The sequence below is a fragment of the Cryobacterium sp. PH31-L1 genome (assembly GCF_030063145.1).
In the GTDB taxonomy this organism is placed as follows: Bacteria; Actinomycetota; Actinomycetes; order Actinomycetales; family Microbacteriaceae; genus Cryobacterium.
Genome location: NZ_JASISM010000004.1, coordinates 367,654 through 383,182 on the forward strand (window position 1 = coordinate 367,654; position 15,529 = coordinate 383,182).

Consider the following 15,529-nt stretch of genomic DNA (forward strand, 5'->3'; position numbering starts at 1 on the left):
ATTTAATTCCTTTCAATCAGCTCACGAGTGCTTCGATGACAGGTGCACCAAGCAGAGCGTCGGCTGCACGAAGGGTTCCAAGCTGATGCCCTCGGCGTCCTGACCAAGCGAACGGGCGAGACCTGTCATCAGGCCCAAATGCACCGAACAGACCACATCGGGGTTCGCTCGCGCCTCGGCCCGGAACGGGCAGGACGTCAGCGCAATGACTGCCTCCTCGGCTCGGAGTTGGGGCTCGAAACCGATCTCGGTGAGCACACTCAACAACGGCGGAACCACGTTGACAGTAGGCCCATCGGTCGCCACCCCAGCGGCCGCGGCAGCGTACTGCGCCGACCAGCGCTCGCCGGCCCGGATCGCGCGGGCGCGGCCGCCGTCGGCATCCTCGCCAATGACCGCGGCGAGGGCCTCGGTCAGCTGCTGCTGGGCGTTTTCAGCCGCCAGCGGTGCCGCGACCGCTCTGAACAACACGTGTGGGCGGCCGCGCTGCCCGGCCCGGGCGACGTGGCGTTCGATGAGCCCGGCCGCCTCGAGGTGCTCAAGGTGAAACCGGGCCGTCGTGATGTGGAGTGCGAGGGCGGCGGCCACTGCGCTTGCGCCCAGCGGCACGGCGGATTCGGTGAGCAGTGCCAGGGCGCGACGGCGCGGTTCACTGGCCAGGGCAGCGTACCGGGCTTCATTGGTCGGAACCATGATTTTAGAGTAGCAGCGTGCGGTTAAACCTGCGGGTGTGGCACTAGTCCCCCGGCGCGAGCCAGTGCAGTGACCGGCCGTGCGGCTGGGTCAGGGCGATCGGCTCGCCGTCCAGGGCCAGAATGAAAGCGGATGCCTCCGCTGGCGGTTCCGAGAGCCGCTCCAGTACCCCGAGCACCACGCTCTGCCCCTCGTTCGACAGCCAGCGCACCGGCAGCCGGGTCATCTGCTCGGAGAACCGGTTGCGATCGGCCTCGTTGAGGTAGGCGAGCACCGCGGTGTGGAACACCACCACGGTCGCCCCGGCTGGAGCCCGGGCAACGAGCGCCTCGATCTGCTCGTTGAGGTCGCCCGACACAATCGGGGCCGGCTGCTGCCTCGCCACCGGCACCGCGGCGCGCAGCCGGGCCCGGCGGTCGTCGTGCTCCGGCCAGATCAGCGCGTCGAGCCAGGCCACATCCGCCTCGCTCGACACGTCAAGCGGGTGAAGGTCGATACCGGCGCGCCAGACGATGTCGGGCATCCGCTCGGGCAGCGGCACCGGGCCGGTGACGTCACAGTCCAGAACGACCGGGCTCGGACCGTCTGAGGGGTCGAACTTGCGCTCACTGCCATCAGCTAACCGGTACCGGTAGCTGTACCGGTCTGGATGCAGGCACAGTCCAGCGGATGCACCCACCTCGATCAGCGCGAGCGGCCCGGCGAGCGCCGCCAATGCCGGCAGCAGCACGGCGCACCGACCGGGCTCGTTGGTCTGGGTGGCGTGGGTGATACAGGTCGCGGCCACGTCGGTCCAGTGCTCGCACAGCCAGGCAGCGAACGCCGGATATTCCCCCGCCGCTGCGCCGTGCAGCCGGGCCGCGCTGAACACGAGGTTCGGTTGGCGTTTGACCGCGGGCAGCTGGTCGATCAGGGCAACGGTGGCGGGATCGGCCGCGACTCCGGCCGCCCAGGCCTCGTAGCAGGCGCTCATTCCGCGAGCTTCCACTTCGGCGAAGGCCCGGTAGCGTTCGGCGGTCCGGACCAGCGGGTCGGTGCTTGCTCTCATGCCCACATCGTAATCATGGTTAGGCTTGCGGGGTGCGATGGCGCCACGAGTGCCAAAGCAACACCCTCGTGAATCGAACTGGAGAACTAAGTTGCCTGGAGAAAATCTCACCCGCATTGAAGCGACCGAGCGCGCCGCGCTGGTCACCGTCGCGAGCTACAACGTTGTGCTCGACCTCACCAGCGGTCCCACCACGTTCGGCAGCACCACTACCGTGCACTTCACGGCCACCCCCGGAGCCTCGACCTTCATCGACGCCATCACCGCGCGCGTGTACTCGGTCACCCTCAACGGCGCCCTGCTCGACCCGACCGTCGTGAGTGACGGCATCCGCATTGCGCTGGACGGCCTGCAGGCCGACAACGAGCTCGTCGTCGTCGCCGACGCGCTGTACACCAACACCGGTGAGGGATTGCACCGTTTCGTCGACCCGGTCGACAACGAGGTCTACCTGTACAGCCAGTTCGAGGTACCCGACTCCCGCCGCGTCTTCGCCGTGTTCGAGCAGCCCGACCTGAAAGCGAAGTTCTCCTTCACCGTCACGGCGCCGAGCCAGTGGCAGGTCGTCTCCAACTCCACCACGCCCACACCGATCGACGCCGGCAACGGTGCCAGCACGTGGGCGTTCGAACCGACCCACACCATCTCGAGCTACATCACCGCGCTCATCGCCGGCCCGTACGCCGTCGTGCGCAGCGAGCTCACGTCGAGCGACGGACGCACCATTCCGCTCGGCGTGTTCAGCCGCAAGAGCCTCAGCGAGTACCTCGACGCCGATTACATCCTGGAGAAGACCCGCCAGGGCTTCGCCTACTACGAGGAGAAGTTCGGCTACGCCTACCCCTTCGACAAGTACGACCAGCTGTTCGTGCCGGAGTTCAACGCCGGCGCCATGGAGAACGCCGGCGCGGTCACCTTCACCGAAACGTACATCTTTCGCTCCAAGGTCACCGACGCCATCAAGGAACGTCGCGTCGTGACGATTCTGCACGAGCTGGCCCACATGTGGTTCGGCGACCTGGTCACCATGACCTGGTGGAACGACCTGTGGCTCAACGAGAGCTTCGCCGAGTGGGCGTCGACCATCGCTACCGCCGAGGCCACCGAGTGGCACGAAGCCTGGACCACCTTCGCCGTGATGGAGAAGAGCTGGGCCTACAAGCAGGACCAGCTACCCTCGACCCACCCGGTCGTCGCCACCATCCGCGATCTCGACGACGTTCTCGTCAACTTCGACGGCATCACCTACGCCAAGGGCGGCTCCGTGCTCAAGCAGCTCGCCGCCTGGGTCGGCATCGACGCCTTCTTCACCGGCGTCGGCTCCTACTTTCAGAAGCACCAATGGGGTAACACCGAGCTGCGCGACCTGCTGGTCGAGCTCGAGGCAGCCAGTGGCCGCGACCTCAGCGGCTGGGCCCAGCTGTGGCTGGAGACCGCGGGAGTCAACACCCTGCGTCCAGAGATCACGGTCGACGACTCCGGCGTCATCACCGCCTTCACCGTGCTGCAGAGTGCCGCTGTCGACTACCCCACCATTCGCCCGCACCGCCTCGCGATCGGCTTCTACACCTTCAACGACGCCCACAAGCTCGTGCGCACGCATCGGGTCGAGCTTGACGTTGACGGACCCAGAACGGATGTTCCCGCTCTCGTCGGCCGCGAACGCGCCGATTTGATCCTGCTTAACGACGACGACCTCAGCTACGCCAAGGTACGCCTCGACCCGGCCTCGGAGGCCGTTGCCCTGGAGCACCTCGCTGCCATTGACAGTCCGCTCGCTCGGGCCCTGGTCTGGGGTTCGGTCTGGGACGCCACCCGCGACGCCGAAACCACGGCGCGCGACTTCGTGCGCCTGGTACTGAACAACGTGGCCACCGAGACCGAGTCGACCACCCTGCGCACCGTGCTCGGCCAGGTCGTGCTCACCGCCACGTACTACGTGGCCGAGCCGCATCGGGGCGCCGTGACGACCGAGGTCGCCGATGCGCTGTGGACCCTCGCTCAGGGTGCGGCGGCCGGCAGCGACGCCCAGTTCCAGTTCGTGAAGTTCTTCGCCTCGGTCGCGGCCACCACCGCGCAGCTCGATAACGTGGCTGCTTTGCGGTCGGGCGCGACGGTACTCGAGGGCCTCGAGGTTGACACCGACCTGGCCTGGGAGCTGCTCATCGCTCTCGTGGCCGGGGGCCGTGCAACCGCGACGGAGATCGACGCAGCGCTCGAAGCCGACAACACGGCGACCGGCGCCCAGTCCGCAGCCCTGGCGAAGGCCGCTCTGCCCACGGCGGAGGGCAAGCTCGCCGCCTGGTCCTCGCTGATCGACGTCGACACGGCCGCGACGACCATCGTGCGCACGACCGCCGCCGGGTTCCTGCGCGTGAACGACTCGGCACTGCTCGAGCCGTTCGTGGCGACCTACTTCGACATGCTGCAGTCGGTGTGGGAGGCGCGCAGCTTCTCGATCGGCGAGAAACTCGTGATCGGCCTCTACCCGGCCCCGCTAAACAACCAGGCCCTCGCCGACGCAACGCAGGCCTGGCTCGATGCCAACCCCGAGCCGGCCGCCCTGCGCCGCCTCGTGGTCGAGAACCTCGCCGGGGTTGAGCGGTCGCTCAGGGTGCAGGCGCGCGACGCCGAGTAATTAGTTCGCACGACAACCGCGGACCCCGCGACCGGCAGAGGTCGGTCGCGGGGTCCGCGCGTGCAATCGCACGTTCACAGCAAACTCCACGTAAACAGAGAGGATGCCGCCGCCTGCGGCTCAAGCACCGAGTCCTGCAGACCACGAGCGCGGCCAAATTCCTGGTGTGCGTTGCCCGTTCCCGCTGTCGCCGAGCGCCCTCGGTAGACTGGCTTGGATATGAACTGGGAAACTATCTGGACCGACCTCGGCAAATACTTCGCTGCAATTCCATGGACCGACTACGTCGAGAAGATCGTCGCCGTCCTCGCGATCATCGTTATCGCGTTCGCCCTGCGCTGGGCCCTGCAATTCGTGATTCGGCGGGTCGTGCAGCAGATCGTCTCTGGTGTGAAGAGGACCCAGAAGGTCGACGACACCCAGGCGTTGAATGTATCTCCGATGGCTGCGGTGCGCGTCGTGCAGCGCTCGCGCACGCTCGGTGCGGTGTTGTCGAACATCGTGAACGTGTTCATTCTGATCACGGCCCTGCTGCTCATCGTCACCACCCTGAACAAGGACATTCTCGGCTCCTTCGCACTGATCAGCGCCGCAATCGGTGCCGGCCTCGGTTTCGGCGCGCAGAACATCGTCAAGGACATTCTCAACGGCCTGTTCATGGTCGTCGAAGACCAGATCGGCGTGGGTGACGTGGTCGACGTGGGATTCGCATCCGGTGTCGTAGAAACGGTCGGAATTCGCATCACGCAGATTCGCGACATCGATGGCACGCTCTGGTTCGTGCGCAACGGCGAGATTCTGCGAGTCGGCAACATGTCCCAGGGCTGGGCCCGCGTCATCATCGACCTCGCTATTCCCTACAGCTCCGACGTTGAAGCCGTGCAAGATGAACTGTTGCGCGTGGCCAGTGCCCTCGCCTCGAGCCGCAAGTGGCGTGCGTTCATTCTCGAGAAGCCCGAGATCTGGGGCCTCGAGTCGATCACCGCTGAAGCCCTCGTCACCCGGCTCGTGGTCAAGACCCGGGTTTCGGCGCAGTGGGACTTCGCCCGCGATCTACGCCTGCACCTCAAGAAGGCCCTCGACGGCATGGGCGTGCCGCTCACTCCGCTCAACAGTGTGGTCATGACCACTGGCGACGGAACACTCGACAATTCCCAGGTCGGGCCCGCCGACGGCGCCCTGGACGCGGCGGACGAAGCAGCCGCTGCGGTGCCGGCCGTTGTCGCCGGGGCGCGCACCGGTCCCGTGGCCGTGCGCAAGCCGCGCGGGCGTAAGCCTAAGACCGAACCGGCCCCGATGAAGACCCCCGACCCCGACACCCGCACTGACGACGCGGACTAACCCTGCCCCGGCGACGATCCAGCACCTAGACACTAACCCCAGAGAAGAAAGCCGCACCACGTGACCTCTGAACGACACCCGACCGACCAGCCGACCGTTCCTGCCGGCGTACACCTGCGCGAGAACGAGAACGGTGCAGCCGCGGTGCCGACATTCTTCGACGAGGTCGGCGGAACCCCGTTCTTCGAAAAGCTCGTGCACGACTTCTACGTGGGCGTGGCCACCGACCCGGTGCTGAAGCCCATGTATCCCGAAGATGACCTGGGCCCGGCCGAACACCGGTTGGTTATGTTCCTCGAGCAGTTCTGGGGCGGCCCCGGCACGTACAGCGAGCAGCGCGGTCACCCCCGTCTGCGCCAGCGGCACGTGCCGTTCAAGGTCAATCCGGATGCCCGCGACCGGTGGCTCGGACACATGAAAGTCGCCGTGGACGCAGCCGCCCTGCCGTCATTGCAGCAGGGCATCCTCTGGGATTATCTGGAGCGCGCCGCCTTTGCCATGGTGAACAGTTTCGACGACTAGCCACGAGACGGCAGTGACTTCACTCTACGGGGCATTGGCTCGCTAGGCTCGCTCTAGATACGTGGTTCGAACAACCTCGTGATCCGGGGAGTTCGCATGCACGAGAGCACCACACCACAGGGTGAAAGCTTGTCTTCGCCTGATGCGGATCCGGTTGGGGCTGCCGTCGCGGCCGGTGACGCCTATCGGTTCTCCGAGCCGGAGGTGCTCGCCCGGTTCGATGCGCGACGCACCGGCCTGAGCATTGCCGAGGTCGCCCTGCACCGGGAACGCTACGGCGACAACGTGATCGTCAAGGTGCAGCAGGAATCGATGCTGCTGCGCTACCTGCGCCAGTTCAAGGACTGGATGATCGTGCTTCTGCTCGCCTGCGCGGCAATCACTGGCTACCTCGGCGACACGCTGACCTCGGCGGTGCTCGTGCTGCTGGTGCTGCTGAACACCTCGATCGGGTTCGTGCAGGAATACCGCGCCGGCAAGACGATGGATGCCCTCCAGCACCTTGCGCAGTCCCTCACCCAGGTGCTCCGGGAGAACACCTTCGGGCAGGTGGACTCCGCCGAGCTGGTCGTCGGCGACGTCGTGCGGCTGGAGGAGGGCGCGGCGGTGCCGGCGGACATCCGCTTGATTGAGGCGACCGCGTTCTCGACGAACGAATTCGCCCTCACCGGCGAGAGCGATCCCACCCGCAAGTACACGCACGCCATCATGACCGAGGTCGCCGTGGCCGAGCGCCACAACACCGCGCACGCCGGAACGACGGTGGCCACCGGCGAGGCGATCGGCGTCGTCATCGCCACCGGCGCCCGCACCGAGCTCGGGCGCATCGCCCGGCTCACCCAGTCCGCGCCGCGCACCACGAGCCCGTTGCAGCGGGAGATGGGCTACCTCGCCCGCAATATCACCTATGTGGCGGTGGCCCTCGCCCTCGTGCTTCTGGTCGTCGCGGTGCAGGCGAACCTGCCGTTCCATGAGGCGCTGCTGTTTGCTGTGGGGTTTGCCAGCGCGGTGATTCCTCAGGGGTTACCGGCCGAGGTGAACACGGCGCTGGCGCAGGCGGCCGGGGCGCTCGCGCAGCGGCAGGCCCTGGTCAAGCGGCTCAGCGCGGTGGAGACCCTCGGTGCCACCGAGGTAATCTGCACCGACAAGACCGGAACCCTCACCCAGAACGAGATGACAGTGACCGAACTGGTCGTGGCCGGCCGCGACTTCGTCGTGCACGGCATCGGCTATGCGCCGGAGGGCGGCATCGAGGCGGTGGGCGGCGGGACTGTGTCGGGTGCGGCATCCGTTGATACCGCGCGCCTGACGGCTTTTCTGCGCACCGGTTTTCTCGCGAGCAACGCTCGTCTGCTCGGTCCCGACGAGTCGCACGCCGGCTGGCATATCCTCGGCGACCCCACCGAGGGCGCTCTCGTGACGGCGGCCGCCAAGGCCGGAGTCGACCTCGACCGGGTCGATCACGAGGTGCGCGAGTTTCCGTTCGACTCCGCCCGAAAGCTCATGACCTCCATTCGTGAGAGCCCAGACGGCACCCTCGTCGCGCACGTGAAGGGAGCGCCGGAGAGCATCGTGGAGCGCTGCACGCAAATCGATGACAACGGCTCCGTGCGGCCGATCACCGTCGCCGACCGCGAGGCCTTCCTCGACCGGCACACCGAGAAGTCCGATCGCTGCCTGCGCAATCTCGCGTTCGCCACCCGCATGGTCACCCCAGCGGATGCCGACGCCGTCGACCCGCAGACCGTCGAACGCGATCTCGTGCTGCTCGGCCTTGTCTCGATGGTCGACCCGATTCGCGACTCGGTGCCGGGCGCCATGCGCACCGCGCTCGACGCCCAGATTCGAGTGAACATCATCACCGGCGACTTCTCCCGCACGGCCGAGGCCATCGCCCGCCAGGCCGGCCTCGACAGCACGGGTCAGCTCAGCGTTGTCACGGCCGACGAACTGCGAGCGATGGGCGACGACGAGGTGCTCGCCCACGCGCTCACCGGGTACACCGTATTCAGTCGGGTCGACCCCGAAGACAAGACCCGCATCGTCGACCTGGTCAAGAAGTCCGGCCACGTCGTCGCCGTCACGGGCGACGGTATCAACGATGCTCCGGCGCTGCGTCACGCCAGTATCGGTGTCGCGATGGGCGCCTCGGGCACGGACGTCGCCAAGGAAGCCGCCGAGGTCGTGCTGCTCGACGACAGCTTCTCAACCCTGGTCGGGGCCATTGAGAAGGGCCGGGTGATCTACGCGAACATCGCGAAGGGTGTGCTCGCCTGTCTCACCTCGAACACCGCCGAACTCGTGGTCAATATCGCGAGCCTGCTGCTCGCCACGATCGCGGGGGTTCCGCTGGCGCTCAACGTGCTGCAGATTCTCGCGATCGACCTGCTCGGCGAGTTGTTGCCCATCGCCGCGCTCGGCAAGGACCCGGAGTCGGGCCGCATCATGAAGCGCGGGCCGCGCGACCCGAGGGCGCACATTGTCAATCGGCGCAGCATCCTCGATGTGGTCTATGCCGGGTCGCTCATCGGCCTTCTCGCGATCATCAACTATCTGCTGTTCTACGGCCGGGCCGGAGTCAACCCGTTCGATGGCCCCGTCGCCGACGCGATCATTGCGCAGGCCACCACCATGACCTACGTCACGATTCTGGTCTGCCAGCTGGTCAACATCGTGCAGCGCCGAAGCGAGCTCGGTGCGTTCAGCCGCTACCAGTTCTCGAACCCCACCTTCTTGCTCGCCTGTGCCTTCGGCCTCGGCGTGATGCTCGTGATCGTCTACGTGCCGTTCGTCTCGGTACTGTTTGCGACCGGACCGCTCGGCTTCATGGACTGGGCCTTCGTGCTGCTGGCCGCCGTCGTTTACCTCGCCGTGCGCGAGCTGGGCCGCCTCTTCACCCACCCGCGAGTTAGCTGAGAGACTCGACGGCCTCACACGAATTGGGCACGCGGTTTAATGGAACCATGGCCGGAACCTGCGTGTACACGATCGGGCATTCGACTCATCCGCTTGATGAGTTCGTCAGAATGCTTAAGGCAAATGGCATCGAACGGCTCATCGACGTGCGCACCGTGCCGGGGTCGCGTCACAATCCGCAATTCGGGGAAAGCGAGCTCCTGACCAGCATGCCGGCCGCCGGTATCGACTACCAGCGGCTCACCGAGATCGACCGGTCTAGGGTGTGCAGCATGACTCGCTTCGTGATCGACGCACCGACCCTGCTGCACATCGTCGCCACCGACCTGCGCGTCGGCGCGAGCCATCAGATCGTCGCACCCAGCATCATCCGCTCGCAGGCTCTGGCCATACTGTTTGCTGCCGTTCGCGCCGGGGATATCACTGAGGAGCAGGCCCTCGAGCAGCACGGGCGCCTCACCGCGCTGAAGATGCGGCTACTCGGCGATCGGATCTCGCGCCGTACGACGTGGCGCGTCGCCCGCGACCATGGCTGGGAGACTACGTACGAGGCAGAATACATCGCGGTCACGGTGCTCCAAGCAGATGCACTGATCACCGTCGACTCGGCCCTCGCGGCGAAAGCCGAAGGGCTCGTGCCGCTCGCCGACCTCGACGCGCTGACCTCAGGCGCGCTCAAAACGGATGCCTGACCGGCGTCGGGCGTGGCATGCTTGACTCTCCTGTAGGCACGCTGCCTGCGGCACGAAGGAGTGCACCATGGACATGCGACTGGAACTTGTTCCAATACCCTCGACGGACGTCGACCGCAGCAAAGCCTTTTACGTCGATCAGTTGGGCTTTCGCCTCGATCACGACGTGGAACCCGGCAACGGGATGCGGGTCGTGCAGCTGACGCCGCCGGGGTCGGCCTGCTCTATCGCCATCGGAGTGGGATTCAGCGACCCGAACGCCGCACCGGTGCAGAACCTCCACCTGGTGGTCGACGATGTCGAGGCGGCTCGGGCAACTCTGATCGAGAAGGGTGTTGCCGTGTCCGACGTCAACGACATGGGCGGCGGCGTGCGCTACGCCTTCTTCAGCGACCCCGACAAAAACTCCTGGGCGCTGCAACAAATCTCCCGTTAGGCGCGACTCCGCAGAGAATAGGCTCAGTTGTTATTGACGATTATCGGGGCCGTCTGATAAGTGAAACTGACTCCACTTATTTCGGCCGATGACTTAAAGCCAAGCCTATATGTGACAGACATAATAAGGATGTTTTCAACACCATCATTGAGACTTGAATTCTCCGCGAGGACTGATTCTACCGTTGGTTCCGCTGCAGAATTGCCGACCGACGCGGCTGCGAAGCCTGCAAGCCCGAGAGTCAATAGGCCAGCCAGGCTCAGCCCAATGAGCGTGTTTGATGAATTCTTAAGAATGATTTCTGCCCCACCAGATATCTCCGATATTCGTCTACCTCGTAGTCTCCCCTGTTTGGACCCGCCTGAGGTTCGGTCACCCCTGCACATCGTCGACACGAGGATCAGAGTTCGGCGACCTCAAGGGCGACTAGCGCTCCCGCACGTTTCGATTACGATCGGTGGCAACTGTGACCGGGCGCGCTGTGCGAGACCTAGTCTTTCGGCATGTCCACAACGGAGTTCCCCGAGACGGGGACTGTAGCTCCCACAGCTGCAGCGTTTTGGTGCGAAGCGTACGATTGCGAAGAAACGAGCTATTTGTTGTCATGAATGCGCGTCAGCCCAGGCGACGGGCGGCCTCGGCCGCGGACTCGTGGGCACCCGCCAACTCCTCGTGCTGCTTGGCCACCTCGTCGGCGGCGGCGCCAAAACGTTCGCTCAGCGTGCGCGTGGCCACGATCGTTTCCAGCGTCATCCCTAGGGCGTTCGCCAGAATCAGGGACAGCGCGGGAAGCGCGTGGTCGTCGAACTCCGTGCACGTTCCGGCGTCGTAGACGCCACCGCGGGTCGACACGAGCACGGCCGGACGACCGGCCAGCGGCTGCTGACTGGCGGGATCGTTGAACGGTGCCGTCACCGCCGGCAGGTGAATGTAGTCGATCCAGGCCTTCAACGTCGACGGCATCGAATAGTTGTAGAGCGGAACACCGATCAGCAGCACGTCGGCGGCAAGAAGTTCAGCGATGAGCGCCTGCTGCAAAGCTTCCTGCTCGGCGCTGGGGTTCGCACCCTCGGGACGGAGGTGTGGCGGAAAGTGCAGCGCGGCATCCGTCAGGTGCGGCAGCGGTTCGCGGTGCAGGTCGCGGTGAACGACGGTGTGGTCGCTGCCGAGACTGCGCCAAGAGTCCGCGAAGGTTGCGGTGATCGCGCGCGAACGCGAGGTCACGAGGTCTGCGGACGAGTCGAGGTGCAACAGTGTGGGCATTCCCACAGCCTAAAGGACGCGAGCCCGCCGCCCCATGAGCGTCCGCAGGACCGGCTCGCGGCACTCGTTACGGTTCGTGGACCCCCTACCAATGAATGCCACCAGCGCTAACGAGTGCCGCCAAGGCCAGCGAGTGACGCGAGCGGCGCGGCATCCGCTCTCAGCAAGCAGATGCCGCAGCTCGCCTACTCCTCGTGCTCGCCGAACCGCGGCGCCGCCAGGCTGAGCGTCTCGCCGCGGAAGAAAGCCGGCCGCACCTTGGACTGCACGAACATAATGACAGCGCCGATGAGCAGGATGGCCATGCCGAGCACGAAGACGAGACCGAGCCCGAAGATCTCGGATCCGCTGCCGTAGTTCGGGTCCATGCTGTCGACCAGGGTCGTGCAGAACAGCACCGCCAGAATAATGCCGCCGATCAGGGGAAACACCAGGGTGAAGAAGGCGTTCCGAACGGTGGCGAACCACTGGCGGCGAAAGTACCAGACGCAGGCGAACGCGGTCAGGCCGTAGTAGAAGCAGATCATCATACCGAGCGTCGTGATGGTGTCCCAGAGCACGTCTTCACTGACGAAACGCATGATCGTGTAGAACCCGGCAGCGACGATCGCTGACGCGATGGTGGCGTACCCGGGGGTGAAGAATCGTGGGCTGACCTTGGCGTAGGCCGGCGGCAACGCGCCGTAGTGACCCATCGCGAGCAGGGTGCGGGCCGGCGAGACGAACGTGGACTGCAACGAGGCCGCCGAGCTGGAGAGTACAGCGATCGACATGAGAATCGCGAACGGGCCGAGCGCCGGGCCGGCTAGGGCGAAGAACACGTTGCCCTGAATCTCCGGGTTGCCGAGGCCAACGCCCACCCCGCCGACACCGGCGAAGGAAATGGCCGCAATGGCGACGAACAGGTAAAGCACCATGACGATGATCACGGTGAGGGTTGCGGCCCGGCCCGGGGTCGAGCGCGAGCCCTTGGTCTCTTCCGACATGGTCAGGGTGACATCCCAGCCCCAGAAGATGAAGATCGACAGGCTCAGTCCGGCCGCGAAGGCGGAGAAGGAGGTCACGGCGAAGGGGTTGAACCAGGACAGCGAGACCGGTGTGGGGTCGAAGGCCGTTCCGCTGGCAATGTGTACGAAGGCCATGATGCCGAAGCCGACCAGCACGATCAGCTGAAATCCGACCAGCCAGTACTGCACCTTCTGGGTGGTCTGCATGTCCCGATAGCTGATCCAGGTGGCGGCGAAGATGAAGACCAGACAGGTGCCCACGTTGATCCACGGATTGCCGGCGAGACCCGCGATCTCGGCGCTGTTGCCGAAGATCTGCGAGAGCATTAGGTAGAAGAAGTCGACCGCGATACCGGCGAGGTTGCTGAGCACCACGACGGTGGCGGCGATGAGCCCCCAGCCGGACATCCAGCCGATCCATGGGCCGAAGGCACGGGTAGCCCAGGTGAAGCTCGTCCCGCTGTCCGGCATCGCCTTGTTCAGTTCGCGGTAGCCGAGGGCGACCAGCAGCATGGGGATGAACCCGGCCACGAAGATCGCGGGCAACTGCAAACCGACCTCGGCCACCGTCGGGCCGAGGGCTCCGGTGAGCGTGTAGGCCGGGGCGATACAGGAGATCCCGATGACGACGGCCCCGACCAGACCGACCGAGCCGGCGCTCAGCCCCTTCTTGGAGATTCCCCCCGTCGTTTTTTCAACGGCTTCACTGGCGTTGATTTCAAGTGTCATGCTCTATTACTTCCCCGTCTCGGTGAAATCTCGCGGCACCACGATGAGCGGCACCGGCAATTCGCGCAGCATTTTGGCCGCGATCGAACCTAGAAAAAGTCGATGTGGTTGCGCCAGCCGGCTGGAGCCGACGATGCAGACCTCGGCCGGGTCCCAGTGCAGGCCGCGCACGGCATGCTCGATGCTGCCGCCGGAAGCGACGCTGGCGGTGACCTCGAGCCCGTCCATCAGGTGTTCGGTGGCGTAGTCGAGCACGGCCTGGGCGTGGTCGGCGGCCAGCTGAATGGTCTGGGCGTCGGCACCGGGGCGGTCGATCGCGACGAGGGAGACCAGCCGTAGCGGGGCATCCACTGTGCGGGCCAAGCGGATGCCGGCCGTCAGCAGTCCGTCGGCCCCCGGCTTGGTGCCGACCGCGCAGGTGACTCGGCCGATCGGTTCGTCGGTGCCCATCGCGCGGCTGCCTTCCGGAGCCAGCGCAACGGGAACGTGGGAGGAGTGCAGCAGACCGCCCGCGACACTGCCGATGGCGAAGCGCCCCAGCAGGCCGTGGGTGGCCGCGCCGACCACGATCAGGTTGGCCTGCAGGCGCTCGGCCGCTTTGAGCAGCCCCCGCGTGAAGGAGTCGGCGTGTTCAAGGTGGGTGTGCACGGAGATGCCGGCAGGAACCAGGGTCAGTGCCTCGGCCAGCCAGACCTCGGCCGTTTCGAGCAGCAGTCGATGGTAGCCGGGATCGGTGGGGGTGAGCGTCGCACGCTCCCCCGCGTTGAGCACGAGCACGATGTCCAGTTCGGCGCCCGGCGCGCGGGCGAGGCGCACGCCGAGGGCGAGGGCATCCGCTCCCGCGGGGGTAGCGGTATAACCGACCAGAAACCTCACGCGGTGACCCGGATTCGCTGGGCGATGATCGCCGCAGCGGATTCCTGGCCGACCCGAATGGCACCGTCAACGTGCTGATAGCCCTTGCCGGCCATATCGCTGCAGGAGAAGGAGATCGGGCCAACGGGGCTGCGCAGTTCGGCGCCATACCGGGCCAGTCCGCCCATGTCGAAACTCGCGGCGTAGGCGCCACGGGTCCATTCCTCGGAACCCCAGTCGCTCTCGTAATAGACGACCGGGTGCAGCGCCTGCGCACCGTAGTAGTGCGACAGAGATTCCAGGATGCGCGTCCTGCGCTCGTCGGCGGTCAGCGCGAAGACGGCATCCGCTTCCTCGTCGGAAACAAAGCCCACCAGGGTGCCCCGCGGGTCCTCGAAGTTGGTGTTGTCGTAGGCCTCGTGCACGAGCTCGTAGGGGCTGAACGCTGTCCCCGAGAGGTCATCGGCGCGCCAAAACGGAGTCTCGTAGACGGCGTGCACCTTGATCACGAAGCCCATGGAGAGGTGCTGGTGCAACTGCTGCTGGCGGCGCGGCAAGGGCGGTTCGAAACTGATGCGGCTGATCAGGGGCGGCGGGACCGCCACGATGGCGTGGCGGGCGGTAACCGTCATGCCGTCGGCCACGACGGTGACACCGGCCTCGTTCCAGGCCAGGCTGCGCACCGGCTGCCCGAGGAATACGTCGCTGCCCAGGTTCGCGGCGAGAAGCAGCGGCACCTGCTGCAGTCCGCCGACGACTCGTTCGTCGAGAATGAAATCGGCGTCGACGAGGTTGCTGAACGAACCAGCGCTGGCCGCCATGAGCAGAGCCTGCAGTGCCGAGAAGGCGTGCGCGGGCTTGGTGAGCATGGCTCCGGCAATGAACATGCCGATATTGTCGCGGGCTTCCTGGTCGTCGGTCTGGGTCTCGAGCCAGCGGCTGAAGGACACCTCGTCGAGTTCCTTGGCGAGCGGATGCTCCCACGGGCTGTCCGGGTTGATCTCGGCCACGAGGGCGTCCAGTTTCTCAATCAGACCGACGATCTGGGCTTCGGTGCCGGCCGGGACCGGAAAGATGTCGCCGTCGAACCGGTTCACCACGCCGGCGGCATTGATGTAGATGTTGCGACCGGCTCGGTAACGCGGATAGGTCGCCAGGCCCAGCTCGGCCAGGGTCTCTTTGAGGGCATGCTGGTCGGGCGAGACCCACTGGCCGCCGATCTCGAGCATGGCGCCCTCGATCTGGTCGGTCCACAGGCGCCCGCCGACGCGGTCGCGGGCTTCCAGCACGGCGACGGTCAGGCCGGCTTTCTGCAGTGCGGTGGCGGCGGTGAGACCGGATGCCCCGGCGCCGATAATAACGACGTCACGATCAATCGTGGTCATGGTT

The 15,529-nt window shown here is 65.8% G+C and carries 12 protein-coding genes; 6 read left to right on the forward strand and 6 right to left on the reverse strand.

From position 1 onward, the window contains the following. Window positions 1-21: 21 nt before the first annotated feature. Together QMF22_RS10720 and QMF22_RS10725 are read right to left on the reverse strand one after the other, a co-directional pair. Window positions 22-693 carry a helix-turn-helix transcriptional regulator gene (locus QMF22_RS10720; RefSeq protein WP_283453352.1) on the reverse strand — a complete coding sequence of 224 codons (672 nt, stop codon included), beginning with the start codon at window positions 691-693 and terminating at the stop codon, window positions 22-24. A gap of 43 nt (window positions 694-736) precedes the next feature. Then, a complete protein-coding gene (locus QMF22_RS10725; protein ID WP_283453354.1) occupies window positions 737-1,741 on the reverse strand; it encodes a DUF2332 domain-containing protein in 1,005 nt (334 codons plus the stop codon). 91 nt (window positions 1,742-1,832) lie between these two features. Here QMF22_RS10725 and pepN point away from each other — a divergent pair, with 91 nt between their 5' ends. From pepN to QMF22_RS10755, 6 genes are all read left to right on the forward strand, one after another. Next, on the forward strand, window positions 1,833-4,379 hold the full coding sequence (gene pepN, locus QMF22_RS10730) for an aminopeptidase N (protein ID WP_283453357.1): 2,547 nt from the start codon (window positions 1,833-1,835) through the stop codon (window positions 4,377-4,379). A gap of 219 nt (window positions 4,380-4,598) precedes the next feature. Further along, window positions 4,599-5,720 carry a mechanosensitive ion channel family protein gene (locus QMF22_RS10735; RefSeq protein ID WP_283453359.1) on the forward strand — a complete coding sequence of 374 codons (1,122 nt, stop codon included), beginning with the start codon at window positions 4,599-4,601 and terminating at the stop codon, window positions 5,718-5,720. Window positions 5,721-5,834: 114 nt separating this feature from the next. Further along, the gene (locus tag QMF22_RS10740) at window positions 5,835-6,242 is read left to right on the forward strand and encodes a globin (RefSeq protein WP_283453454.1); all 408 of its coding nucleotides are present in this window, start codon (window positions 5,835-5,837) and stop codon (window positions 6,240-6,242) included. A 129-nt stretch (window positions 6,243-6,371) separates the two neighbouring features. Beyond that, the gene (locus QMF22_RS10745; protein WP_283453361.1) at window positions 6,372-9,158 is read left to right on the forward strand and encodes a cation-translocating P-type ATPase; all 2,787 of its coding nucleotides are present in this window, start codon (window positions 6,372-6,374) and stop codon (window positions 9,156-9,158) included. A 47-nt stretch (window positions 9,159-9,205) separates the two neighbouring features. Then, on the forward strand, window positions 9,206-9,850 hold the full coding sequence (locus QMF22_RS10750; protein ID WP_283453362.1) for a DUF488 family protein: 645 nt from the start codon (window positions 9,206-9,208) through the stop codon (window positions 9,848-9,850). A gap of 67 nt (window positions 9,851-9,917) precedes the next feature. After that, a complete protein-coding gene (locus tag QMF22_RS10755) occupies window positions 9,918-10,286 on the forward strand; it encodes a VOC family protein (RefSeq protein WP_283453365.1) in 369 nt (122 codons plus the stop codon). 615 nt (window positions 10,287-10,901) lie between these two features. On the opposite strand, the gene QMF22_RS10760 is transcribed toward QMF22_RS10755, so the two are convergent. The 4 genes from QMF22_RS10760 to QMF22_RS10775 all read right to left on the reverse strand — a co-directional run bounded on the left by QMF22_RS10760 (window position 10,902) and on the right by QMF22_RS10775 (window position 15,525). Then, on the reverse strand, window positions 10,902-11,549 hold the full coding sequence (locus QMF22_RS10760) for an FMN-dependent NADH-azoreductase (protein WP_283453367.1): 648 nt from the start codon (window positions 11,547-11,549) through the stop codon (window positions 10,902-10,904). A gap of 185 nt (window positions 11,550-11,734) precedes the next feature. Continuing rightward, window positions 11,735-13,285 (reverse strand): APC family permease, encoded by a 1,551-nt coding sequence (locus QMF22_RS10765; protein WP_283453369.1) that lies wholly within the window; start codon window positions 13,283-13,285, stop codon window positions 11,735-11,737. A 6-nt stretch (window positions 13,286-13,291) separates the two neighbouring features. Next, window positions 13,292-14,161, reverse strand: a complete 870-nt coding sequence (locus tag QMF22_RS10770) for a universal stress protein (protein WP_283453372.1) — start codon at window positions 14,159-14,161, stop codon at window positions 13,292-13,294. After that, a complete protein-coding gene (locus QMF22_RS10775; RefSeq protein ID WP_283453374.1) occupies window positions 14,158-15,525 on the reverse strand; it encodes a flavin monoamine oxidase family protein in 1,368 nt (455 codons plus the stop codon). Before QMF22_RS10775 ends, QMF22_RS10770 begins: the two co-directional genes overlap by 4 nt. Window positions 15,526-15,529 lie beyond the last annotated feature (4 nt).